At 72.5% G+C, this 24395-nt stretch carries 19 protein-coding genes; 5 read left to right on the top strand and 14 right to left on the bottom strand.

Annotated features, from left to right (window positions below; translation table 11 throughout):
- Positions 1–27: 27 nt before the first annotated feature.
- Together pruA and ACQEVS_RS23965 are read right to left on the bottom strand one after the other, a co-directional pair.
- A complete protein-coding gene (gene pruA, locus ACQEVS_RS23970) occupies positions 28–1659 on the bottom strand; it encodes an L-glutamate gamma-semialdehyde dehydrogenase (protein WP_433023556.1) in 1632 nt (543 codons plus the stop codon).
- A gap of 32 nt (positions 1660–1691) precedes the next feature.
- On the bottom strand, positions 1692–2618 hold the full coding sequence (locus ACQEVS_RS23965) for a proline dehydrogenase family protein (RefSeq protein ID WP_433023555.1): 927 nt from the start codon (positions 2616–2618) through the stop codon (positions 1692–1694).
- A gap of 208 nt (positions 2619–2826) precedes the next feature.
- Here ACQEVS_RS23965 and ACQEVS_RS23960 point away from each other — a divergent pair, with 208 nt between their 5' ends.
- Positions 2827–4047 (top strand): PucR family transcriptional regulator, encoded by a 1221-nt coding sequence (locus ACQEVS_RS23960; RefSeq protein WP_433023554.1) that lies wholly within the window; start codon positions 2827–2829, stop codon positions 4045–4047.
- A gap of 366 nt (positions 4048–4413) precedes the next feature.
- Here ACQEVS_RS23960 and ACQEVS_RS23955 read toward each other — a convergent pair whose 3' ends face one another.
- The gene (locus ACQEVS_RS23955; RefSeq protein WP_433023553.1) at positions 4414–5334 is read right to left on the bottom strand and encodes an NADP-dependent oxidoreductase; all 921 of its coding nucleotides are present in this window, start codon (positions 5332–5334) and stop codon (positions 4414–4416) included.
- A 430-nt stretch (positions 5335–5764) separates the two neighbouring features.
- On the opposite strand from ACQEVS_RS23955, the gene ACQEVS_RS23950 reads away from it, so the two are divergent.
- The gene (locus ACQEVS_RS23950; RefSeq protein WP_433023552.1) at positions 5765–6310 is read left to right on the top strand and encodes a winged helix-turn-helix transcriptional regulator; all 546 of its coding nucleotides are present in this window, start codon (positions 5765–5767) and stop codon (positions 6308–6310) included.
- Between the two features lie 366 nt (positions 6311–6676).
- Positions 6677–7129, top strand: a complete 453-nt coding sequence (locus ACQEVS_RS23945) for a cupin domain-containing protein (RefSeq protein WP_433023551.1) — start codon at positions 6677–6679, stop codon at positions 7127–7129.
- A 20-nt stretch (positions 7130–7149) separates the two neighbouring features.
- On the opposite strand, the gene ACQEVS_RS23940 is transcribed toward ACQEVS_RS23945, so the two are convergent.
- The 3 genes from ACQEVS_RS23940 to ACQEVS_RS23930 form a co-directional block, all read right to left on the bottom strand.
- Complete coding sequence (locus ACQEVS_RS23940; RefSeq protein ID WP_433023550.1) at positions 7150–8232, bottom strand: methyltransferase; 1083 nt, start codon at positions 8230–8232, stop codon at positions 7150–7152.
- A 16-nt stretch (positions 8233–8248) separates the two neighbouring features.
- A complete protein-coding gene (locus tag ACQEVS_RS23935) occupies positions 8249–9088 on the bottom strand; it encodes a helix-turn-helix domain-containing protein (RefSeq protein ID WP_433023549.1) in 840 nt (279 codons plus the stop codon).
- A gap of 63 nt (positions 9089–9151) precedes the next feature.
- Positions 9152–9505 carry a hypothetical protein gene (locus ACQEVS_RS23930; RefSeq protein WP_433023548.1) on the bottom strand — a complete coding sequence of 118 codons (354 nt, stop codon included), beginning with the start codon at positions 9503–9505 and terminating at the stop codon, positions 9152–9154.
- Positions 9506–9725: 220 nt separating this feature from the next.
- Here ACQEVS_RS23930 and ACQEVS_RS23925 point away from each other — a divergent pair, with 220 nt between their 5' ends.
- Positions 9726–10664 carry a serine hydrolase gene (locus tag ACQEVS_RS23925; protein WP_433023547.1) on the top strand — a complete coding sequence of 313 codons (939 nt, stop codon included), beginning with the start codon at positions 9726–9728 and terminating at the stop codon, positions 10662–10664.
- Positions 10665–10791: 127 nt separating this feature from the next.
- Here ACQEVS_RS23925 and ACQEVS_RS23920 read toward each other — a convergent pair whose 3' ends face one another.
- The 3 genes from ACQEVS_RS23920 to ACQEVS_RS23910 all read right to left on the bottom strand — a co-directional run bounded on the left by ACQEVS_RS23920 (position 10792) and on the right by ACQEVS_RS23910 (position 13068).
- Entirely contained in the window at positions 10792–10983 is a 192-nt protein-coding gene (locus ACQEVS_RS23920) for a ferredoxin (protein ID WP_185941221.1), read from the bottom strand.
- Positions 10984–11003: 20 nt separating this feature from the next.
- Positions 11004–12245: a cytochrome P450 gene (locus ACQEVS_RS23915; RefSeq protein WP_433023546.1), complete on the bottom strand. Its 1242-nt coding sequence runs from the start codon at positions 12243–12245 to the stop codon at positions 11004–11006.
- A gap of 226 nt (positions 12246–12471) precedes the next feature.
- A complete protein-coding gene (locus ACQEVS_RS23910; RefSeq protein ID WP_433023545.1) occupies positions 12472–13068 on the bottom strand; it encodes a TetR/AcrR family transcriptional regulator in 597 nt (198 codons plus the stop codon).
- A 96-nt stretch (positions 13069–13164) separates the two neighbouring features.
- On the opposite strand from ACQEVS_RS23910, the gene ACQEVS_RS23905 reads away from it, so the two are divergent.
- Positions 13165–14724 carry an MFS transporter gene (locus ACQEVS_RS23905; protein ID WP_433023544.1) on the top strand — a complete coding sequence of 520 codons (1560 nt, stop codon included), beginning with the start codon at positions 13165–13167 and terminating at the stop codon, positions 14722–14724.
- Between the two features lie 744 nt (positions 14725–15468).
- Here the strand turns inward: ACQEVS_RS23905 and serA are convergent.
- From serA to ACQEVS_RS23880, 5 genes are all read right to left on the bottom strand, one after another.
- Positions 15469–17073: a phosphoglycerate dehydrogenase gene (gene serA / locus ACQEVS_RS23900; protein WP_433023543.1), complete on the bottom strand. Its 1605-nt coding sequence runs from the start codon at positions 17071–17073 to the stop codon at positions 15469–15471.
- 305 nt (positions 17074–17378) lie between these two features.
- On the bottom strand, positions 17379–18380 hold the full coding sequence (gene ilvC, locus ACQEVS_RS23895; RefSeq protein ID WP_433023542.1) for a ketol-acid reductoisomerase: 1002 nt from the start codon (positions 18378–18380) through the stop codon (positions 17379–17381).
- A gap of 111 nt (positions 18381–18491) precedes the next feature.
- Positions 18492–19016: an acetolactate synthase small subunit gene (gene ilvN, locus ACQEVS_RS23890; RefSeq protein ID WP_433023541.1), complete on the bottom strand. Its 525-nt coding sequence runs from the start codon at positions 19014–19016 to the stop codon at positions 18492–18494.
- Between the two features lie 23 nt (positions 19017–19039).
- Positions 19040–20902: an acetolactate synthase large subunit gene (locus tag ACQEVS_RS23885; RefSeq protein ID WP_433023539.1), complete on the bottom strand. Its 1863-nt coding sequence runs from the start codon at positions 20900–20902 to the stop codon at positions 19040–19042.
- Between the two features lie 372 nt (positions 20903–21274).
- Positions 21275–24184: a putative bifunctional diguanylate cyclase/phosphodiesterase gene (locus ACQEVS_RS23880; protein ID WP_433023537.1), complete on the bottom strand. Its 2910-nt coding sequence runs from the start codon at positions 24182–24184 to the stop codon at positions 21275–21277.
- Positions 24185–24395 lie beyond the last annotated feature (211 nt).

Raw genomic sequence — 24395 nt, 5'->3', positions numbered from 1 at the left:
AGGGCGGGAACCCGGAAAAGGGGCAGGTCAGCCCTGGTGCGGGTAGCGGTAGTCGGTCGGCGGGACCAGGGTCTCCTTGATGGACCGGGTCGAGACCCAGCGCAGGAGGTTGGTGGCCGCACCGGCCTTGTCGTTCGTGCCGGAGGCGCGGCCGCCGCCGAAGGGCTGCTGGCCGACGACGGCGCCGGTCGACTTGTCGTTGATGTAGAAGTTGCCCGCGGCGAAGCGGAGCTTCTCCATCGCGTCGGCCACCGCGGCACGGTCCTGGCCGATGACCGAGCCGGTCAGGGCGTACGCCGAGACGGACTCCATCTGCTGGAGCATCGCGTCGAAGTCCCCGTCCTCGTAGACGTGGACGGCGAGGATCGGACCGAAGTACTCGGTGGTGAAGACCTCGTTGGACGGGTCGGTGCACTCGATGACGGTCGGGCGGACGAAGTAGCCGACCGAGTCGTCGTAGGTGCCGCCCGCGACGATGGTGCAGGTCGGGTCGGCCTTGGCGCGGTCGATGGCGGCCTTGTTCTTGGCGAAGGCGCGCTCGTCGATGACGGCGCCGATGAAGTGCGACAGGTCGGTGACGTCACCCATGGTGATGCCGTCGACCTCGGCCGCGAACTCCTCCTTGAAGCCGTCCTCCCAGATGGAGCGGGGGATGTAGGCGCGGGAGGAGGCCGAGCACTTCTGGCCCTGGAACTCGAAGGAGCCGCGGGTCAGGGCGGTCTTCAGGATGGCGCGGTCGGCGCTCGGGTGGGCGACGACGAAGTCCTTGCCGCCGGTCTCGCCGACGAGGCGCGGGTAGCCCTTGTACTTCTCGATGTTGTTGCCCACGGTCTTCCAGAGGTACTGGAAGGTCTTGGTGGAGCCGGTGAAGTGGATGCCCGCGAGCTCGGGGTGGTTCAGGGCCACCTCGGAGACGGCGAGGCCGTCGCCGGTCACCAGGTTGATGACGCCCTTGGGGAGGCCGGCCTCCTCCAGGAGCTGCATCAGCAGCACGGCGGCGTGGGTCTGCGTCGGGGACGGCTTCCAGACGACGACGTTGCCCATGAGGGCGGGGGCGGTCGGCAGGTTGCCGGCGATGGCCGTGAAGTTGAACGGCGTGATCGCGTAGACGAAGCCCTCCAGCGGGCGGTGGTCGCTGCGGTTCCACACGCCGGCGGAGTTGGCGACCGGCTGCTCGGCGAGGATCTGGCGCGCGAAGTGCACGTTGAAGCGCCAGAAGTCGACGAGCTCGCAGGGGGTGTCGATCTCGGCCTGCTGGGCGGTCTTCGACTGGCCGAGCATGGTGGAGGCGGCCAGCGTCTCGCGCCACGGGCCGGCCAGCAGCTCGGCGGCGCGGAGGATGATCGCGGCGCGGTCGTCGAAGGACATCGCGCGCCAGGCCGGGGCGGCGGCCAGGGCGGCGTCGATCGCGTCCTGGGCGTCCTGCTCGGTGGCGTTGGCGTAGGTGCCGATGCGGGCCCGGTGGTTGTGCGGCTGCACGACGTCGAAGCGCTCGCCGCCGCCCATCCGCTTCTCGCCGTTGATCGTCATCGGCAGGTCGATGGGGTTGCCCGCCAGCTCCTTGAGCTTGGCCTCGAGGCGGGCGCGCTCCGGGGAGCCCGGGGCGTAGGAGTGCACCGGCTCGTTGACCGGGGCGGGGACCTGGGTGACAGCGTCCATGAGTCTCGTTTCCTTATCGGGGTTGGAGGGTCTCAGCCCTTGGTGATCATCGAGCGGAGGAAGAACAGCAGGTTGGCGGGCTTCTCCGCGAGCCTGCGCATGAAGTACCCGTACCAGTCGGTGCCGTAGGCCGTGTAGACCCGCATCCGGTGGCCCTCGGCGGCCAGCCGGACGTGCTCGTCACCGCGGATGCCGTAGAGCATCTGGAACTCGTACTCGTCGAGCTTGCGCCCCGCCTGCCGGGCCAGCTCCTGGGTGATCGCGATCAGACGCGGGTCGTGCGACCCGATCATCGGGTAGCCCTCGCCCGCCATCAGTATCTTGACGATGCGGACGAACGCCTTGTCGATCTCGGCCTTGTCCTGGTAGGCGACGGAGGCGGGTTCCTTGTACGCACCCTTCACGATACGCACCCGGCTGCCGGCGGCGGCGAGCCGGTGGGCGTCGTCCTCGGTGCGGAAGAGGTACGCCTGGATGACGCAGCCGGTCCGCGGGAAGTCCTTCCGCAGCTCCTCGTGGATGGCGAACATCGAGTCGAGGGTGGTGTGGTCCTCGGCGTCCAGCGTGACGGTGGTGCCGATGGCGGCGGCGGCCTCGACGACCGGACGGACGTTGGCGAGGGCCAGCTCGTGGCCGCCCTCCAGCGCCTGGCCGAACATCGACAGCTTGACGGACATCTCGGCGCGCTCGCCGAGGCCCAGCTCCTTGAGGCGCTCGATCAGCTCCAGGTAGGCGTCACGGGCCGCGTACGACTGCTCGACGGTGGTGATGTCCTCGCCGACGACGTCGAGGGTGACCTCCAGGCCCTTGGCCGTGGCGTCCTTGACGATCGGAATGACCTGGCCGACGGTCTCGCCCGCGATGAAGCGGTCGACGACCTGCTTGGTGCCCGGGGCGGCCGACACGAAACGACGCATGCGGTCGCTGCGCGAGGCGGCGAGGATGACGGGACCCAGCACGGGCACCTCCACGATGACGGCCGGTCCCCCACGGGACGACGGCATAACCAACTCGACGTGAAACGTAGGTTTCGCGCCACCCTTGGAGCCATCGACACCTGTCACGCATCCGTGGCCGGGATCTCAGACACATGTATGACAATGGTTCCCGGAGACGGCGAGGACAGGGCAAAGCGGACGAAACATCCGGGGAAAGGGAGTGCGGCGCGTGCGGGGCGAGTACCAGCAGCTCGTGGACGAGATCTCGGCGGTGTTCGGCGCCCCCGCGACCCTGGAGGACCGGGACTTCGGCCTGATCGCCTTCGGCGCGCACGGCGGCGACGACGACCTGGAGGTCTCCATGGACCCCGTGCGGACGCGCTCGATCCTCCAGCGGCGCTCGACGGCGGCCGTCCGGGCCTGGTTCGAGGCGTTCGGCATCGCCCGGGCGCAGGCGCCGATGCGGATCCCGCCGGACCCGGCTGCGGGCGTGTTCAAGGGCCGCATCTGCCTCCCCGTACGCCACCGGGGCGTGGTGCACGGCTACATCTGGCTGCTGGACGACGCGCACCTGGCCGGCCTCGACCTGGGCCCCGCCGCGCCGGACCCGCGCGTGGCGCAGGCCATGGAGACGGCCGCCCGGATCGGCGCCCTGCTGGCGGCGGAGGCCCGCGCGGGCGCCGAGCTGGGGGAACTGCTGCGGGACCTGCTGACCGCCCGCCCGGCGGGCCGTGACGCGGCGCGCCTGGCCCTCCGCGAGGCCCTGGGTCCGGCGGCGGACGGACCGCTGGCGCTGCTCGCGGTGGCGCCCTGGCGGACGGACCCCGACGACACGGAGGCCGACCGTCCCGGATCGGCGTTCGCCGCCCGGTCGGGCGTGGCGGCGCTCTGCGCGGTGCCGGACAGCCTGCCGGACGGTTCGGCGGCCCTGGCCGCCCTGGTCCGGCTGCGCGCCCTCAGCGCCCCGGCCCCCGCACGCGCCGCCGCCGACCGGCTGCTGCACTCCCCGCGCGCCGGCGCGGACGGCGGCCCGGGCCTGGCCGCCGCCGGCCTGGGCACCCCGCGCAAGGGGCTCACGGAGCTCACCGACGCCTGGTCGGAGGCCCTGTCCGCCGCCCGCGCGGCCGCGGCCGAACGGCGTCTCGGCCCGCTCGCCGAATGGGCGGCCATCGGCCCGTACCGCGTCCTGACCGGCCTCCCCGCCGACCGGGCGGCCGACCACGCCGTCCGCCCGCTCCTGGAGCGCTCCCACACGGAGCTGGCCCGCACCACCGAGGTCTACCTCGACTGCGCCGGCCAGGCCGGCCGCGCGGCCGCCGCCCTCGGCATCCACCGGCAGACGCTCTACTACCGCCTGTCCCGCGTGGAACAGCTCACCGGCCTGGATCTGGACAACGGCGAGGACCGGCTGTTGCTGCACATGACGCTGAAGGCGGCGCGGTTGGGCTGACGGGTGGGTTGGTGGGCGGGCGGGTGGGTGGGTCAGGGCCGGGCCACGGCCGGCGGTCACGGCTTGATACGCGATGCCGGTGCTCGACGCGCGGGGTGCGCGGGGTGGCCGGGACGCGCGGGGTGCCCGGGATGCGCGACGGCCGCCGGCCCATTCGGCCACCGGGTGTGCGGAGTGCCCGGGCGCGTGCATCGGTCTCCGCGCGTAAGGGGGCGAAACCGCGGCTGCGACGGCGGCCGGTCCGGCCGGATGTCCGCCCGGACCGGCCGGTTGTCCGCCTGTTCGGCATCAAGGCGGCGCCAGGCCGCCCGCGCGGGTGAGGACCCCGCCCCCGCCACTCGTGGAACGGCGGCCGGGGTGGGCCGCTCAGTCCTCGACCTTGATGATGATCTTCCCTTGGAGGTGGCCGTTCTCGCTGTGGCGCTGGGCGTCGGCGGTGCGGTCCAGCGGGTAGACGGAGTCGACGGGCATGTGGAGCCCGCCTTCGCGGAGGAGGGGCAGGACCTCCTCGAAGGCGGCGGTGAGGGGGCCGGGGGTGGCGGAGAAGCGGACGCCGTGCTCGGCGGCGGTGACGTCGGCGATGGTCAGGACATGGTCCGGGCCGCCGGCGAGGGCGATGGAGTCGGGCAGGACACCGCGTCCGGAGGCGTCGAGGACGGCGTCGACGCCTTGCGGTGCCGCCGCGCGGACGCGTTCGACGAGGCCGTCCCCGTAGGCGACGGGGGTCGCGCCGATCTTCCGAAGGAAGGGATGGTTCCGGTCACTTGCCGTGCCGATGACGGTGATGCCCCGGGCGGCCGCCAACTGGGTGGCGGTCAGGCCGACGCCTCCGGCGGCGGCGTGCACCAGCAGCGTCTGCCCCGCGGAGACGCCGAGTTCGCGCAGCGCGCGGTGGGCGGTCTCCACCGCGATCGGCAGCGCGGCGGCCTGTTCGAAGGTGAGCCAGTCCGGCTTGGCGATGAGGTCGTCCTCGGCGGCCAGGTCGTGGGTGGCGGCCGCGCTGCGGTGCGCGGAACGGCCGAACACCGGCTGCCCGGCCCGCCAGGCGGTCACGCCCGGGCCGACGGCGTCGACGACGCCCGACAGCTCGCTGCCGGTGCCCATCGGGGACCGCAGGGGCTCGCCGTCGCCGAAGAAGCCCTTGCGGATCTTCCAGTCGATGCCGTTGACGCCGACGGCCTTGACGCGGACGCGCACTTGCCCGGGACCGGGCTCGGGGAGGGGGACGTCGGTGAGCCGCAGTGTGTCGGCGTCGCCGTACTCGGAAAAACGAATGGCCTTGGGCATGGGAAGGAACTCCTTGGACGGGGAGGGGTGGAGCCGCTCGGGAGGTGCCTGCCCCGCAGGGGCTCGGGGGCGGCGGCGCGGCACGGTCCGTCACCCGGTCGGGGGCGGCGGCGCCCGGCGGCCGGCGCGGACGGACGTCCGGCGCGCGGCGCACCATCCACGCTACTTGCGTCGGGATAGTGGTTTCCTGGGGGAAAGCGCCTTTCGGGGTGCTGTGAACTGAAGTGCCGGGAGGGTCGGGCCCGGGGGTTCGGCCCGGGACTCAGGCCCGGGACTCAGGTGCGGGACTCAGGTGCGGGGCTCAGGCCCTCGCAGGAGGCGCGTGCCGAGCCCGCCCACCGCGAGGGCCGGGAGGCCGCCGCGCTTCCCTCCCCCCGCCACTCCCCCGCTCACCCGCTCCCCGGTCCCGTCCTCTCGCCGGAGTTGTGCCATGCCCCGTCGTCCCGCCTCCACCCCCTCGAAGGCTGCCGCCCCCTCGAAGGCCCCCACCGCCTCGAACGCCCCCACCACCTCGGAGGCCGTCGCTTCCTCGGATGCCCCCGCCTCTTCAGGTGCCGCCGCCTCGGACGGCGCCTCCTCGGACGCCGCCCGTGCGACGAGTGAGGCGGTGCTGGCCTGCCCGGTCAGCCCGGTCGGTGACATCATCTTCAGCCGCTGGACCACACCGATCCTCTGGACGCTCGGTCACCACGGCACCCTGCGCTTCAACGCCCTGCAGCGCCTGATCCCCGAGATCACCCCCAAGATCCTCACCAGCCGGCTGCGGCAGCTCGAACGGGACGGGCTGGTCGAGCGGACGTACCACCCGGACATCCCCCCGCGCGTCGAGTACGCGCTCAGCGACCTCGGGCACACCCTCACACCGGTCTTCCGGACCCTCACCGCCTGGGGCGAGGACCATCTCGCCCGCGTAGAGGCCGCCCGCCGCGCCTACGACGCCGCACGGGCCGAGGAAGACGCCTGGGCCGAAGGCTGACCGCGTGCGCGCCCGCCCCGGGACCCGCGTGCACATGACGGGACCTGTGCACACGTGACGGGACCCGCGTGCGCGCGACCGGGACCCGCGAGCGCGCCGCCAGGACCCACGCGCACGTCGCCGGCCCCGCGCGCACGCCGGACCCGCGTACACGCCGCCGGACCCGCGCGCACGCCGCCGGGCCACCCGCTTTCGCCCGGGAAACCGCCCTCCGCGGGCTCCTACCGTGGAGGTACCGGCGCCACGGCCCGCCCCGGCCCCGCCACCGCCGCACGGTCGGTGAGCGCGCCAACCGCCACCCACCGGCAGAAACTGTGCACGTACGGCTCACCGCGTATTCCCCGCGCACGAAAGAGGTCCCCGGCCATGACCATCAACCTCGTCACCCGCGACGACGGCGAACTCCTCGACATGGGATCCACCCGGGTGCGGATCCTGGAGGACGGCTCCCGCACCGGCAAGCGGCTCGGCATCGCCGAACTCTGGCTCGCCCCCGGTTTCAGCGGGCCGCCCCAGCACCTGCACCGCGAGCACGAGGAAACCTTCTTCGTCCTCTCCGGCACCGTCGACTTCACCTCCGGGCACGACACCCACCGCGTCGGCCCCGGTCAGCTCGTCACCGCGCCCATCGGCACTCCGCACACCTTCGGCAACCCCGACCGGGACCAGGACGCGAGCATCCTGTTCACTTCCACGCCCGACCTGTACATCGAGTACTTCCGCGACCTGCGGCGCCTCAAGCCGGGCCCGGAGGGCCTGAATCCGGCCGACATCGCCGAGGTGATGTCGAAGTACGCCACCGAGACCTGGCAGCCCTGACCCGCCTCCCTCTCCCCCGGTCAGGCGGCGGCCCCGGGCGCGGCCTCGACGAGGGAGAACGGCGCGGCTCCCGCGAGCGGGGTGACCGAGGTGACGGACAGGGCCGCCCGGCGGCACAGGTCCTCGAAGTCCGCGCGGGTGCGTTCGCGGCCGCCCACGTTCACCAGCATGTTGAGGTCGCTCAGATAGGTGATTCCGGTGTCGGGGGCGTTGTCCCCGGGGCCCGCGCCGACGACGTCGGGGAGGACGGGTTCCACGATCAGGATGCGACCGCCGCCGGGCGGCAGGGCCTCGCGGCAGTGGCGCAGGATGGTGACGGCCTGCTCGTCAGGCCAGTTGTGCAGGACACTCTTGATCAGGTAGAGGTCCGAGCCCTTCGGGAGGGATCCGGGGGCGAAGAAGTCCCCGGGGTGCGGGGAGCAGCGTTCGGTGAGCCCGTGCCGTTCCAGCGTCGCCGGTGCCCCGGCCAGGCCCTCGGCCGTGTCGAAGACGGCGCCGGTGAGGCCCGGGTGGGCGGTGAGGACGGCGGCGAGGAGGGTTCCGTCCCCGCCGCCGACGTCCGTGACCGAGGTGAAGCGGCCGAAGTCGAAGGCGGACGGCAGCACGGCGGCGACCGCCCTGGTGGCCTGGCTCATCGCCGAGTTGAACGCCGCGGACAGCTCAGGGTGCCGGGCGAGGTGGCCGAAGAAGTCCGTGCCGAAGACCGCGTCGAACGCGACGTCGCCGGTGCGGACGCTGTCGTCCAGGCGCTCCCAGGCGCGCGTCGCCACCGGGTCGGTGAACACGCGCACGAACGTGGTGAGCGAGCCGGGGCGGCGGGGATCCAGGAGCATGCCCGTGGGGGTCACCGAGAAGGTGCCGGGGGCGTGTTCCCGCAGCAGGCCGAAGGCGGCCAGGGCGCGCGACAGCCGGAGCACGGACCGGGGGTCGGCCCCGGCCTCGGCGGCGATGTCGTCGGCCGGCCGCGTGGTGTCGCCGATCAGCTCGACCACCCTCAGCTGTACCGCCGCGCGCAGGGTCTGCGCGGCCATGCTGCCGAAGGCGGTGCGGACGATCAGGCTCCGGTCGGCTGCGTCCGCCGGCCCGATTTCGTTGGTCGTCACGGGTTTCTTCCTTCCGTCATGCGGTGGGTGGTGAGTCGACGTGGGTGGCGGCCAGGGCGCCCGGGGTGCAGCCCGCGAACGCCAGTACGTCGCGGTGGAGATGCGGCTGATCGACGTAGCCGCACGCCAGGGCGGTGTCGGCGGCGCCGCGGCCCGCGCGGAGGGCCCGGGCGGCGTGGTCGAAGCGGACGAGCATGGCCGCGCGCTTCGGGGTGAGGCCGATCTGTGCGGTGAACCGGGACCACAGCCGCTTGCGGCTCCATCCGCAGGACGCGGCGAGTTCGCCGACCCGCACCCGGCCCCGGCGGGCCACGATGTGCTCCCACGCGGCCGCGACCTCGGGCGTCATCGAGGGCGCTCGCGCGGCCCGCCGGATGAGGAACCCGTCCACCAGCGCGAGGCGTTCCTCCCAGCTCGCGGCCTCGGGCAGCCGCTCGCGCAGGCGCTCCCCCTCCCGCCCCCACACCTCGTCGAGGCCGGTCACCGGCCCGTCCGGTCCACGCGCGAAGACACCGCCCAGCAGCGCGTAGGCGGCCGGCGGCGACAAGCGCATCTCGACGCACTCGACGTGTGCCCCGCCGACGCGGGCCGGTCCCGATGCCAACGCGGCGACGAAGCTCCGCACGGACTGCCGCCCGGTGGCGCCCTCGACCGTGAACGGGTCCTCTCCGAGCCCTATCACGACGACCACTTCGGGCAGGGGGAGCACCCGCTTGTGCAGTCCGCCGGCGGCACGGTCCCGGAACCCCGCCATCCGGACGCCGGGGAGGCGGGTGCCGCCGAGGACGGCCTCCCAGCCGTTTCCGGCGTCGGCACTGCCGTCCAAGGGGGCGGGATCCATGTCGTCCATGCGCATGCCCCTACGGTCGCCGAATCCGGCCGGCCCGTCTTGGACGAATGTTCCGCGGGCGGACGTCGCTCAGCAGACGCTCCACGCGCTCACCGCGGCCAGCGGTATCCGGAAGTACTCGCCCAGCTGTGCGGGCAGACTACTGGAACCGGCGATCAGATGGCAGCCGTGGAGGTGGATGAACTCCGGTGGGTAGGCCGGGAGTTCGGCCGCCTCGCGGGCGAAGTCCTCGGCGAAGCGCTCCTCGGGGAGGCCCCCGTCGCCCAGCCGGCCGGCGACGTGGGCCGCCCAGTGCCGGTGTGCCGCGAGGCAGCCGGCGAGCACCACGCCCCCGGCGATCACCGTGATGCGCGGGCCGGCGCCTTCCATGTCGGTGCGGTTGATGAGATCGATGAGGAGTTCGTCCCGAGGGTTCGCGGTCATGCGCGAACTGTATTGATCACCCGCCATCCGTCGGCCAACGGCCGGACGTCGTACCGGAGGAGAGCGTTCCGGGCGGCCCGGCGGCGCGGGTGGGCGACCACCCGCCCTCCCAAGGGGAGACATGGGCGAGAATCGGTCAGTCATTCGATTCAAGGGCGGGTCAAGCGGTGTGCCGTCACCACGTACGACCCGCCACTGCCCAGCTCAGGGGGAACTTGTTGTGACCGCACACCCGATACCCGAAGACACCCCGAGACCGCGCCGCCTCCCGCGTCTCGCCCTCACCGCCGCGGTGGCCGCCGCGGCCGTCGCCGCGCCGCTCGCCGTGGCCGAGCCCGCCGCCGCGGCGAGCCCGAAGGTCGTCTGCACCTCGGGCAAGGCCGGACTCGCCGCCAAGCTCACCAAGGACATCACCGCGGCGCTGCGCGGCCGGGCCGGCCACACCGGCATCGCGTTCGACGACCCGGCGACGAAGACGACCTGCACGTACGACGCGGACCGGCAGTTCGACTCCGCGAGCGTCTTCAAGCCGATCGTCCTCGGCACCCTGCTGTGGGACGCCGACCGGGCGAAGCGCTCGCTGACGTCGCGTGAGAAGACGCTCGCCCACAAGATGATCACCGAGTCGGACAACGACTCCACGACGGAGCTCCGCAACCGCCTCACCACGGCGAAGATCACGTCGTTCGTCAAGGCCGCCGGCATGAAGCGCACGGTCCCCAACCAGACCTGGGGCACCACCCAGATCACCGCGCGGGACGAGCAGCGGCTCCTCGCCCTGTTCACCTCGCGCAACAAGCTGATCACCGACAAGTCCCGGGACTACGCCCTCGACCTGATGAACAAGGTGATCTCCTCGCAGCGCTGGGGCACCCCGGCCGGCGCCCCCAAGGGCACCAAGGTGCACGTCAAGAACGGCTGGCTGCAGCGCGACCGGGACCACCTGTGGCGTGTGCACAGCATCGGTGCCTTCACCGTCGGCGGCCGGACGTACACCATGTCCGTCCTCACCCACGGCAACCGCACCTGGCAGGGCGGCATCGACGCCATCCAGGCCGTCGCCCGCGCCATCCACGGCGACGTCAACCCGGCGGTGAAGCACGCCCAGCTCATCGCTCCGCCGGCGCACCCGCAGGAGGTCATGCCGCCGGGCGCGTGAGCCGTGGCGCGCCGGGGCGGCCGGGCGGGCGCGATCCCCGCCCGGCCGTCACCGGCCGCTTCCGGCCGAACCCGGTCGTACCCGGTCGTACCCGGTCGTACCCGGTCGTCCCGGGAACCGGCGGCCCTCAGCCCTCGTCGAGGGTGATCGCCTGGACCGGACAGGCCCGCACCGCCTCCTTCACCATCGGGTCCGCGCCGCCCTCGCCCTCCGGCCGGACGACGCCGAAGCCGTCGTCGTCCGTGTCGAAGGCGCCGGGGGCGGTGAGGGCGCACTGACCCGAGCCGATGCACAGGTCCGAATCGATGCTGACGCGCATGGGGGTACTCCGTTCTGCGGTCACCAGGTGACCGGGAGGGCGAACAGTCCTTGCACGGTGCCGCCGGGTTTGACGGACACCTCATCGGGGGCAACGGCCAGCCGCAGCGTGGGGATACGGGCGAACAGGGACGAGAAGGCGATTTCGAGCTCCGCGCGGGCCAGGTTCTGGCCCAGGCACTGGTGGATCCCGTAGCCGAACGCCACGTGGTGACGGGCGGAGCGGCGTACGTCGAGGGTGTCGGGGTCGGCGTACGAGGCCGGGTCGCGGTTGGCCTCCGGGGTGGCGAGCAGTACGCCCTCCCCCGCCCGGATCGTCTCCCCGGCCACCTCGACGTCCGCCACGGCCACCCGTACCAGCGAGTCGGCGATCGAGAGGTAGCGCAGCAGCTCCTCGACCGCGCCGCGCATCAGCTCCGGATCGGCGCGCAGCGCGGCCAGTTGCTCCGGGTGGCGGAGCAGGGTGTAGGTGCCGAGCGAGATCATGTTGGACGTGGTCTCGTGGCCGGCGATCAGCAGCAGCAGCGCCATGGAGACGAGTTCCTCGCGGTCCAGGGTGCCGGAGGGGTCCGCGAGAAGGGTGTCGAGGAGGCCGTCGCCCGGCGCCGCGCGCTTGCGGTCGAGCAGTCCGCGGAAGTACGCCCGTAATTCCTCGCGGGACGCGCCGGCCTCCGCCGCGGTCTCCGCGACCAGCAGCCGCCGCGAGTGTGTCTCGAAGAACTCGTGGTCGTCGTAGGGGACCCCGAGCAGGGAGCAGATCACCGTGGACGGGACGGGGAGGGCGAACGCGGTGACGAGGTCGGCTTCCGGGCCGGCGGCGAGCATGCGGTCGAGGAGGTCGTCCACGACCTGCTGGATCGCGGGGCGGAGGGCCGTGATCCGCTGGAGGCCGAAGCCCGGGATGAGGGTCCGGCGCTGGCGGTTGTGGAGGGGATCGTCGGCGCCGAGCAACGGGAGCGGCCGGATGGCCTGTTCGGCGAGGCGCGGCACGGTGACGGGGAAGTCCGGATGCTGCCGGTCGGCGGAGAGGCGGCGGTCCCGGAGCAGGGCCCGGACCTCGGCGTGGCCGGTGACGAACCAGACCTCCCGGCCGTCGAAGAGCGTCACCCGGGAGAGCGGCCGGCCCTCGGGGGCCGGGAGGTGGCCGGCGGGCGGGTGGTAGGGGCAGGCCCGGTCCTGCGGCCAGGGCCGGGTCTCGGCTCCCGGGGCGGCGGACGGGGTGAAGTCGGTGGTGGACGGCGGGGGTTGCGCGGTCTCGGTCATGAACGACCTCCGACAAGCGGACTGGTATCCTTGGGCAACCATTAGAGCGGAGGGTTCCGCCCCCGTCCATGGGGCGTCCATGGGGCGTGACCGGAATCCGGCCACGCGGGACCGCTATCCGGCCGCACCTCCTCGTACGGCCGCGACTCGCTCACGCCGACGCCGACGCCCCGCTGACGCCCCGCCCCGCGCTCACGCCTGCGCCTCGTCCGGATCGGGCACCCGCCTACGCCTCGTCCGGGTCGAGCGCCCGACCCTCGACGATGCGGCGCATCCCCTCGACGATGTCCTTGCCGCTCGGCGCGACCGCCGGGTCGATGAGCCACTGCACCCACACCCCGATGAACAGGGCGTGGATGACGGAGCCGACGGTACGGGACGCGACGGCGGGCACCTGGTCGTCCTCGACGCCCTCGAAGATCGCCACCATGCCCTCACGGCCGTCCGGCAGCACCGCCGCCATCCGCTCCCGCAGCTCGGGGCGGTTGGGGAGCTGGCCGATCATCTCGAACTGGGCGGCCCAGAAGGCGCGGTCGTTCGCGAACCCGTCGAGCAGCGAGTCCCAGCAGGCCGCCATCCGCTCGTCGTGCGAGGCGTCGGGCCGCGCGCCGGCGACCAGCGCCCGCCCCACCCGCTCCCCCCACTCCTCCGTGAGCTGAAGGAACGCGGCCATCATCAGCGCGTCCTTCGAGCCGTAGTGGTAGCCGATCGAGGCCAGGTTGGCGCCGGAGGCGGCCACGATGTCGCGCGCGGTGGTGCGCACCCAGCCCTTGTCGAGCAGGCAGCGCTTGGCGCCCTCCAGCAGGTCTTCGCGATGTCCCATACCGGAAGCGTAACCGGCACCCATACGCCCGTCATGGACGAACGTCTTATACGCACGTCATAGACACTCGTTTAATACAGCCGTATAGTCCAGCGCATGACGTACCCCAGCCCGCCGCGCGCCGGGCGCAGGGAGTGGACCGCGTTCGCCGTCCTCCTGCTGCCCCTCCTCCTGGTCTCGATGGACACCTCCGTCCTCTTCTTCGCCGTCCCCGCCATCACCCGGGACCTGGGCGCGAGCAGCACCCAGCAGCTCTGGATCTTCGACAGCTACGCGTTCGCCCTGGCCGGGCTGCTGATGACGATGGGTTCGCTGGGCGACCGGATAGGCCGCCGCAAACTGCTGCTGCTGGGCGCCGCCGCCTTCGGCACGGCCTCCGTGGCCGCCGCCTACGCGCAGAGCGCGGAGATGCTGATCGCGGCGCGGTTCATGCTGGGGATCGGCGGCGCGACGCTGATGCCGAGCACGATGGGACTGGTGCGCAACATGTTCCGCGACGACGCGCAGCGCGCCAAGGCGGTCGGCATCTGGTCCGCGGCCATGGCCGGCGGCATCGCGCTGGGTTCGGTGCTGGGCGGGGTGATGCTCAGGCACTTCTGGTGGGGTTCGGTCTTCCTGCTGAACGTGCCCGCGATGGTGCTGCTGCTGGTCTGCGCGCCGCTGCTGGTCCCGGAGTTCAAGGACCCGCGGCCCGGCCGCTTCGACCTGCCGAGCGTGGTGCTGTCGACGGGCGCCGTGCTGCCGACGATCTACGGCGTCAAGGAGATGGCGGCCGACGGCTTCAGCGTCCCCCGGCTGCTCTGCCTGCTCGCCGGCCTGGCGCTCGGCGTGGCCTTCGTCCGGCGGCAGCGCGGCGGGCGGTCCGCGATGATCAGCCGCGAGCTGTTCCGCGACCGTGCCTTCGGGGCGGGCATCGGCCTCAACACCCTCGCGATGTTCGCGATGATGGGCTCCTCGTACTTCACCACCCAGTACCTCCAGTCGGTCCTGGGCAAGGGCCCGCTGGAGGCGGCACTCTGGGGCACGCTCCCGTCCCTCGCCGTGGGCGCGGCCGGCCCGCTGGCCACCGTCGCCGCCCAACGCGTGGACCGCGCCTACGTGATCGCCACCGGCTTCGTCGTCACCGCGGCCGGCTTCGCCCTCCTCCTCGGCACCGGCACCCGCTCCCTGGCCCTGACCCTGATCTCCTGCGCGGTCATCGCCTGCGGCATCGTCACCGTCGCCGCGCTCGTCTCCGACCTGGCCCTCGGCGCCACACCCCCGGAAAAGGCCGGCTCGGCCGCCGCCCTCCTGGAGACCGGCCAGGAGTTCGGCGGAGCCCTGGGCATGGCCGTGTTCGGCACCATCGGCATGGCCGTCTACCGCCACGACGTCTCCGACCACCTCTCCCCCACCCTCCCGCCCGGCGAACTCGCCACCGTCCGCGAGACGCTGACCGGCGCGGCGGCGGTCGCGGGCCGGCTGCCGGGACGGTCGGGGGACGCGGTGCTCTCCGTCGCGCGGGAGGCGTTCGTGCACGGGATGCACGTGGCCGCGGTGGGGGCGGCGCTCGTCCTCCTCGCCGGGGCGGCGGTGTCGGTACGACTGCTGCGAGGGCGCGCGGAGCGCGCCGGGACGAGCCCCCGCCCCGCCCCTTCACCGATTCCCGGGGCCTGAGCCCCCGGGCCCCCTGAAAAGCGGCTTCGCCGCTGTGTCCTCGAACGCCGGACGGGCCGGAGCAGCCGTCCGGCGTTCGCCACTGTCGATTGGGCCACATAATCGCGACCGACGCGATCCGTAAGATCGCGGCATGCCCGCTGACAAGCGCTTGACCAGGTCCTCGTTTTCCGGTCACATGCAGCCGATCGTCACTCCCCGGCCGATGCCGCTCCTTCCGGGCCGGATCTGGTCGGATGAGGACTGGGAGCGCATCCGGCGCGGGCGCTGCTCCCGGGACATGGCCGAGAGATGGGACGTCCTCGCCGAGGGCGATGTCGTTTCTCTGTACCGGAGTTGGACGGGGCACGGGATCTTCCAGGCGACCTTCGCTCCGGTGGACGGAGGGGGACGGCGGATCACCGCGGCCGTGGTGGAGCGGAACCGGAAGCGGTATCGGGGTGGTGGGGACGAGCACGACTGTCTGACGCTGGAGTTGTTGATCAGCGTGGTGGTGCTGGGGGAATCGGCGGAGGGGCTCCATGCGCGGATCGCGGCGTTGCCGCGGAAGGCGTCGGGGTGGGGTGCCCCGGTCCCGCCCTTTCTCCGTTTCCTGGGGCTGCGCCCCAGACCCGGCTTGTCGCGGCTCCGTCGCTCGTCCTCAGACGCCGGACGGGCTGAATAGTCAGCCCGTCCGGGGGGGGGCGGGGGCCGGCCCCGCAAGAAACGGTGAAAGGGCGGGACCGGGGCGACACCCCCCGGACGTCAGTCCGCCAGGTTCACCGCCCGAGCCGAAACCGCCCCGATCTCGTCCGCGATCTCCGCGAGCACCGGCAGCGGGATCGACTCGTCGACCGTCAGGGCGACCAGCGCCTCCCCGCCCTCCGTCGCCCGCGACACCTGCATGCCGGCGATGTTGATGCCCGCCTCGCCGAGGATGCGGCCGATGGTGCCGACGACGCCGGGGCGGTCGACGTAGCGGAGGAAGGCCATGTGGTCGGCGAGGGCGAGGTCGATGTCCTTCTCGCCGACGGCGACGATCTTCTGGAGGTGCTTGGGGCCGGCGAGGGTGCCGGAGATGGAGACCTCGTCGCCGCCGGACAGGGTGCCGCGGACGGTGACGACGTTGCGGTGCTCCGGGGACTCGGAGGCGGTGGTGAGGCGGACCTCGACGCCGCGCTCCTGGGCGAAGAGGGGGGCGTTCACGTAGGAGACGGTCTCGTCGACGATGTCCTCGAACACGCCCTTGAGGGCGGAGAGTTCGAGGACCTTGACGTCGTGCTGGGTGAGCTCGCCGTAGACCTCGACGTCGAGGCGGACGGCGACCTCGCCGGCCAGCGCCGTGAAGATGCGGCCCAGCCTCTCGGCGAGCGGCAGCGCCGGCTTGACGTCCTCGGCGATGACGCCGCCCTGCACGTTGACCGCGTCCGGCACCAGTTCGCCGGCGAGGGCCAGCCGCACCGACTTGGCGACGGAGATGCCCGCCTTCTCCTGGGCCTCGCCGGTGGAGGCGCCCAGGTGCGGGGTGGCGACGACGCTGTCGAACTCGAAGAGGGGCGAGTCCGTGCACGGCTCGGACGCGTAGACGTCCAGGCCGGCGCCGGCGACCCGGCCCTCCTTCAGGGCCGCGGCGAGCGCGGTCTCGTCGACGATGCCGCCGCGCGCGGCGTTGACGATGCGCACCGACGGCTTGACCTTGCGCAGCGCCTCGTCGCCGATCAGGCCGAGCGTCTCGGGGGTCTTGGGCAGGTGGACGGTGATGAAGTCGGCCGTCTCCAGCAGTTCGTCGAGGGTGCAGAGGCGGACGCCCATCTGGGCGGCGCGGGCGGCCTGGACGTACGGGTCGTAGGCGACGACCTTCATGCCGAAGGCGGCCATCCGCTGGGCGACGAGCACGCCGATGCGGCCCAGGCCGACCACGCCGAGCGTCTTCTCCGACAGTTCGACGCCGGTGTACTTGGACCGCTGCCACTCGCCGTTCTTCAGGGCCGCGTTGGCCTGCGGGATGTTGCGCGCGGTGGCGATGAGCAGGCCGCAGGCGAGCTCGGCGGCGGTGACGATGTTGGAGGTGGGGGCGTTGACGACCATCACGCCGGCCTTGGTGGCGGCGGAGACGTCCACGTTGTCGAGGCCGACGCCGGCGCGGGCGACGACCCGCAGCCGCTTGGCGGCGGCGACCGCCTCGGCGTCGATCTTCGTGGCGGAGCGTACGAGGACGGCGTCGACGTCCACGATGGAGGCCAGCAGGTCGGCTCGGTCGGCGCCGTCGCAGTGCCGGATGTCGAAGTCCGGGCCGAGCGCGTCGACGGTGGCGGGCGAGAGTTCCTCGGCGATGAGTACGACGGGTTTGCGGGTCGAAGCAGTGCTCACGGAGTCCTCAGTCCTCACTGGTCCATGGGTTTCCCGGACGTGCCGTGGGGGGCACGGGGGAATGACGGCCGTCCCGACGGCCGCAGGCGGTGAAGGGGCGCAGCCGCGTTGGAGACGCACGACGCTGTGAGCCTGACGCGCTTTGTTGCGGAGAAGTGTATCGGCGGACGGGCCGGTGTTCTGCTCCGATTCGCAAGGATCACCCGGGAGGAACCGGCCACTGTGGACAAGCGGGCCGGGAGCGGCGGGAAGGGTCCGGTGGGGCCGCCCGGAAGCGGCCCCACCGGACCCGGATCGCTAAAGGATCACGCCTCGTCGTCGACCCAGCTCATCAGCTTGCGCAGCTTCTGGCCGGTGGTCGCCAGCAGGTGGTCCTCGTCCGCCTTCTTGTACTCGTTGTACTTCGGCAGGCCGGACTTGTACTCCTTCATCCAGTTCTCGGCGAAGGTGCCGTCCTGGATCTCGGCGAGGACCTTCTTCATCTCGGCGCGCGTCTGGTCGGTGACGATGCGCGGGCCGGTGACGTAGTCGCCCCACTCGGCGGTCTCGGAGACGGACCAGCGCATCTTCTCCAGGCCGCCCTCGTACATCAGGTCCACGATCAGCTTCAGCTCGTGGAGGCACTCGAAGTACGCGATCTCGGGCTGGTAGCCGGCCTCGACGAGGGTCTCGAAGCCCGCCTTGACCAGGGCGGAGGCGCCGCCGCAGAGCACGGCCTGCTCGCCGAAGAGATCGGTCTCGGTCTCCTCGGTGAAGGTGGTCTTGATGACGCCGGCGCGGGTGCCGCCGATGGCCTTGGCGTAGGAGAGGGCGAGCTCGAACGCCTTGCCGGAGGCGTCCTGCTCGACGGCCGCGATGCACGGGACGCCGCGGCCCTCCTCGTACTGACGGCGCACCAGGTGGCCGGGGCCCTTGGGGGCGACCATGCAGACGTCGACGCCGGCCGGGGGCTTGATGAAGCCGAAGCGGATGTTGAAGCCGTGGCCGAAGAACAGCGCGTCGCCGTCCTTCAGGTGCTCCTTGACGGACTGCTCGTAGACCTCGGCCTGGACCGGGTCCGGGACGAGCATCATGATGACGTCGGCCTCGGCCGCCGCCTCGGCGGGGGTGACCACGCGGAGGCCCTGCTCCTCGGCCTTCTGCCGGGACTTGGAGCCCTCGTGCAGACCCACGCGGACGTCGACGCCCGAGTCACGCAGCGACAGCGCGTGGGCGTGGCCCTGGCTGCCGTAGCCGAGGACCGCGACCTTGCGGCGCTGGATGATGGACAGGTCGGCGTCGTTGTCGTAGAACAGCTCGGCAGCCACGTGTGGTTTCTCCTTGAATGCGAGGTGTTGCGTCCCACCGTATGACGGCGGGAAGGCGGGATGTCGCCGGGTCCCGCCATCCGGGACCCGGCAAGAGGGGCGCGAGAGGGGTCAGGCCGAGCGGTCCAGGGCGCGCAGGCTGCGGTCGGTGATCGAGCGGGCGCCGCGGCCGATGGCGATGGTGCCGGACTGCACCAGCTCCTTGATGCCGAACGGCTCCAGCATCTTGAGCATGGCGTTGAGCTTGTCACTGCCGCCGGTGGCCTCGACGGTGATGGCCTCCGGGGAGACGTCGACCGTCTTGGCGCGGAACAGCTGGACGATCTCGGTGATCTGGGAGCGGGTCTCGTTGTCGGCGCGCACCTTCACCAGGACGAGCTGCCGCTTGACGGCGCCGGAGTCCTCCAGCTCGACGATCTTCAGCACGCTGACGAGCTTGTTGAGCTGCTTGGTGACCTGCTCCAGCGGCAGCGACTCGACGTTGACGACGATGGTGACGCGGGAGATGTCCGGGTGCTCGGTGACGCCGACGGCGAGCGAGTCGATGTTGAAGCCGCGGCGGGAGAACAGGGCGGCGATCCGGGCCAGGATGCCGGGGGTGTTCTCCACCAGGACGGAGAGCGTGTGCTTGGTCATGGTCGGTCTTCTCTCTCCTGGTGTCAGTCGTCGACGACGTCGCCGAAGTCGGGGCGGACCCCGCGGGCGGCGAGGATCCGGTCGTTGGACGTGCCGGCCTCGACCATCGGCCAGACCATGGCGTCCTGGTGGACGATGAAGTCCACGACCACCGGCCGGTCGTTGATGGCGTTGGCCTGGGCGATGACGGCGTCCAGGTCGGCCGGGTCCTCGCAGCGCAGGCCCACGCAGCCCATGGCCTCGGCGAGCTTGACGAAGTCCGGGACGCGGGTGCCGGAGCAGGGCTGCTTGCCGTCGGCCTCGGGGCCGGAGTGCAGCACGGTGTTGGAGTAGCGCTCGTTGTAGAACAGGGCCTGCCACTGGCGGACCATGCCGAGGGAGCCGTTGTTGATGACGGCGACCTTGATCGGGATGTTGTTCAGGGCGCAGGTGACCAGTTCCTGATTGGTCATCTGGAAGCAGCCGTCGCCGTCGATCGCCCACACCGTCCGGTCGGGCATGCCGACCTTGGCGCCCATGGCGGCCGGGACGGCGTACCCCATGGTGCCCGCGCCGCCCGAGTTGAGCCAGGTGGCGGGCCGTTCGTAGGTGATGAAGTGGGCGGCCCACATCTGGTGCTGGCCGACGCCCGCCGTGTAGACGGTGTCCTCGGGGGCGAGCTTCCCGATGCGCTGGATGACCTGCTGCGGGGCGAGGCTGCCGTCCTCGGGGCGGTCGTAGCCCAGCGGGTACGAGTCGCGCCACCGGTCGATGTCGGTCCACCAGGCGGTGTGGTCGCCGGTGTGCCCGGCGGAGTGCTCGGCCTGGACGGCGACGATCAGGTCGGCCAGCACCTCCCGAGCGTCACCGACGATGGGCACGTCCGCGGCGCGGTTCTTGCCGATCTCGGCGGGGTCGATGTCCGCGTGGACGATCTTGGCGTGCGGGGCGAAGGAGTCCAGCCGCCCGGTGACGCGGTCGTCGAAGCGGGCGCCCAGCGCGACGATCAGGTCGGCCTTCTGCAGGGCGGTGACGGCGGCGACCGAGCCGTGCATGCCCGGCATGCCGACGTGCTGCGGGTGGCTGTCGGGGAAGGCGCCGAGCGCCATCAGGGTGGTGGTCACGGGGGCGCCGGTCAGCTCGGCGAACACCTTGAGCTCGGCGGTGGCTTGCGCCTTGAGCACCCCGCCGCCGACGTACAGGACCGGCCGCCTGGCCTGGGTGATCAGCTTGGCGGCCTCGCGGATCTGTTTGGCGTGCGGCTTGGTGACGGGCCGGTAGCCGGGCAGGTCGGTGTGGGGCGGCCAGACGAAGGTGGTGCGCGCCTGGAGGGCGTCCTTGGCGATGTCGACCAGGACGGGCCCGGGGCGGCCGGTGGAGGCGACGTGGAACGCCTCGGCGATGGTCCGCGGGATCTCAGCGGGGTCGGTGACCAGCCAGTTGTGCTTGGTGATCGGCATGGTGATGCCGCAGATGTCCGCCTCCTGGAAGGCGTCCGTGCCGATCGACTTGGACGAGACCTGGCCGGTGATGGCCACCAGCGGGACGGAGTCCATGTGGGCGTCGGCGATGGGGGTGACCAGGTTGGTGGCACCCGGTCCCGAGGTCGCCATGCAGACCCCGACCCGGCCGGTGGCCTGCGCGTACCCGGTGGCGGCGTGGCCGGCGCCCTGCTCGTGGCGGACGAGGATGTGCCGCACCTTCGAGGAGTCCATCATCGGGTCGTAGGCCGGGAGGATCGCGCCGCCGGGGATGCCGAACACGGTGTCGGCGCCCACCTCCTCCAGCGAGCGGATGAGCGACTGCGCGCCCGTGACGCCGGGCTCGACGATGGCGGGCTGCTGCTGCGCCGCGCCGCCTCGGGTGCGCGGCTGCGGATGGGGGACTCCGGTGGCCTGCTCGGACATCGACCTTCTCTTCTCGGAGATTCGTACTGCTGGACGGCTGCTGGACGGACGCTTCGAGGGACCGATGCGACTGCGTCGGCCGCTTCTGACTGCTTCGGACTGCTTCGGACGGGCTAGGAGCCACCGCGGCCCCGGTCGGGCCGCCGCGAGCTGCTGCTGGGGAACCGCTTCGTCGCGGTCCCGTCGGACGGTGGAGTCTCGGTGGAGGTATCGGTGCAACAAAAAACCCCTCGTGCCGTAAGGCAAGCGAGGGGAGCGCGCCGGTGTGGGTCAGCAGGCGGGGTACCGCGGCCTGCTTCAGCCGACGCGCTGTCCAAGTACGAGAATTCGGGTGCGCATGGGACCGACCCTCTCCCTGTCACGGGCGAGGTGTCAAGTGGGTGGGATGGGCGTCTCACTATTTGAGCGCAATGGAGCATGGGCCAGGGCCCCCGCGCCCCCGGCCCTGATGGCGGACGGCAACAACACGTTGACGGGCACCGGCCCGCCGAGGAGCACCCGCTTCCCGCCACCCGGCAGCCTGTTCACGGGCGACGGCAGCGGCCCGCCCGGGGCGGGGCCGCCGTCGCCGTCCAGGGGTCCGCCGGGGACCGGGAAGGAGCCGCGGACGAGCGCCTGGCGCAGCCGGTGCTCGTCGAGCGGCCCGGAGAAGGCCAAGCCCTGGGCGTGGGTGCAGCCCATGGCGCGCAGCACGCGGGCCTGTTCGGCGTCGTCCACGCCCTCGGCCACGGACTGCATGCCGAGGTCGCCTGCGATCCTCAGCAGCCCTGCGGTGATCTTGCGCAGCCGTACGGAATCGGCCACGCCGTCGACGAGGTCCCGGTCGAGCCGGAGGACGTCGACGGGGAGCCGCCGCAGGGCGCTCATCGCCGCGTGGCCGCTGCCGAAGCCGTCCAGGGCGATGCGCACCCCGAACCGGCGCAGCGAGGTGAGCCGTCGCTCCAGCTCGTCCAGGGGGACGCGGGAGTCGACGCCGGTCAGCTCCAGCACCAGCCCGCCGGCGGGCATGCCGTGCCGGAGGAGCAGGGACTCGAAGTGCTTGGCCGGCAGCGCCCGGTCGACCAGGCGGGCGGCGGACAGCCGGACGTACACCGGCACCGCGTGGCCCGCGGCCCGCCGCCGCTCGGCCTGTTCGAGGGCCTTCTCCAGCGTCCAGCGGCCGAGTTCGGCGGTGCGCCCGCTCTCGTCGCCGCGGTCCGGGTCGGTGCCGGGCAGGAACTCCTCCGGCGGGAACAGGATGCCCTGCGGCGAACGCCAGCGGGCCTGGGCGGCGACGGCGGTGACGCGCCCGGTGGAGAGCTCCACCACGGGCTGGTGGAGCAGCGCGAACTCGCCGTCGTGCAGGGCCGTGCGCCACCGGGTGGTGCGTTCGGCACGGCGGACCACCTCGGCCTGGAGGCGGGGCTCGTACAGCTCGACGCGGCCCTTCCCGGCCTGCTTGGCCCGGTACATGGCCAGGTCGGCGTTGCGCATCAGGGTGCCGGGGGTGATGCCGGGCTCGGCGAACGCGACGCCGATGCTGGCGGCCACCCGGACCTCGGTGCCGCCCTCCACCACGTAGGGCTCGGAGAGGGTGAGCCGCAACCGGTCGGCGATCTCCAGGATGCGGAACTCGCGGGCCGACGGGTCGCGGGTGCCGTCGCCGAGGATCAGCGCGGCGAACTCGTCGCCGCCGAACCGGGCGGTGCTGTCCCCGGCGCGGACGGACTCCTGGAGCCGGCGGGCGGCCTGCACGAGCAGCTCGTCCCCGGCCTGGTGGCCGACGGTGTCGTTGACGGCCTTGAAGCCGTCGAGGTCGATGAAGAGCACGGCCGTGCCGGGGTCGGTCATTCTGCGGCCGGCCAGGGCCTGCTGGACGCGCTTGGTGAACAGCGAGCGGTTGGGCAGGTCGGTGAGCGGGTCGTGCTCGGCGGTGTGCTGCAACTGGGCCTGGAGGCGCACCCGTTCCGTCACGTCACGGCTGTTGAAGATGAGGCCGCCGTGGTGCCGCTTGACGGTGGACTCGACGTTCAGCCAGCCGCCGTCGCCGGAGCGGAAGCGGCACTCGATCCGGGTGGTCGGCTCGTCGGCGGGCGGCGCCGCGAGGAAGCGGCGCACCTCGTGGACGACCCGGCCCAGGTCCTCGGGGTGGATCAGGGAGGCGAGCTCGGAGCCGACCAGGTCCTCCGCCGCGCGCCCGTAGACGCCAGCGGCGGCGGGGCTGACGTAGCGCAGGACGCCGGTCGGCGCGGCGATCATGATGACGTCGCTGGAGCCCTGCACCAGGGAGCGGAAGTGGTTCTCCGTCTGGGCCAGTTCCTGCGTGAGGGAGATGTTGTCGAGCAGCATGATGCCCTGCCGGACGACCAGGGCCAGGACGACCGTGCAGCCGGTGAAGAGCACGACCCGGTCGACGTGGTGGCCGTCCAGGACGTTGTAGAGGATGCCCAGGGTGCAGACGGCCGCCGCGAGGTACGGCGTGAGGGCGGCGAGGGAGCCGGCGATGGGCCGGCCGGACGACGGCTGGGCCTGGGCCTGGCGGCTCGCCGCGCCGGACGCGTTCTCCTGCTGCCGGGTCACCCAGGGGGCGTAGGCCATCAGCATGTAGCCCGCGAACCAGCCGGCGTCGAGGATCTGGCCGGAGCGGTAGTTCTCGCGCAGCAGCGGCGAGGTGAACAGGGCGTCGCACAGCACCGTCAGGGCGAGCGCGGCGATCGCGGTGTTGACGGCGGACCGGTTGGCGGAGGAGCGTCGGAAGTGCAGCGCCAGCACCATGGAGACCAGCACGATGTCCAGCAGCGGGTACGCCAGGGACAGCGCGGCGTGCGCCACCGTCTCGTCGGCGAAGTGCGCCGTGTGGGCGAGGGCCAGGCTCCAGGAGAGCGTCAGCAGCGAGCCGCCGATCAGCCAGGAGTCCAGCGCCAGGCAGACCCAGCCGGCCCGGGTGACCGGGCGGCGGGCCAGCACCAGCAGGCCGATGATGGCGGGCGGCGCGAACAGGAGGAACGCGAAGTCGGCGGGCGAGGTGGTGGGGACGCGCTCCCGCAGCACGACCTCGTACCAGCCCCAGACCGCGTTCCCGAAGCCCGCCATGCCCGAGGAGACCGCGAAGAGCAGCCACGCGGGACGGAAGCGGGTGGTACGGGTGCGCGCGTACCAGAAGCAGGAGACGGCGGCGAGGACCGCCGCCCCGCTGAGCCCGAAGTCGCCCATGGTCTTGGCGAGATCGGGGGAACCCCAGCCGAACGCCGCCCCCGTGGCGTATCCGCCGCAGACGAGGGCGAGCAGCAGCTGCGACACCACGCCCGAGGCCCCGGCGGGCCGGCCGCCCGGCCCCCCGGCGGGGCGGCGTGCCGGGGCAGGGCGGCTCCCTGCGCGGTCACCGCTCCGCCGTCCCGAGCGGGGCCCGGAGCGCCTCCGGCCCCGCCGACGACATGGACCGCTGCCACGTGAGCCGCTGGTGCGTGAGCCGCGTCGGGTTGATCGTCCATTGGCCGTGCATCGCCCGTCGCCC

The sequence above is a fragment of the Streptomyces sp. CA-181903 genome (assembly GCF_050937075.1).
GTDB lineage: Bacteria > Actinomycetota > Actinomycetes > Streptomycetales > Streptomycetaceae > Streptomyces.
Note: the sequence above shows the minus strand (reverse complement) of the source record. Positions and strands in the feature narration are given on the sequence as shown.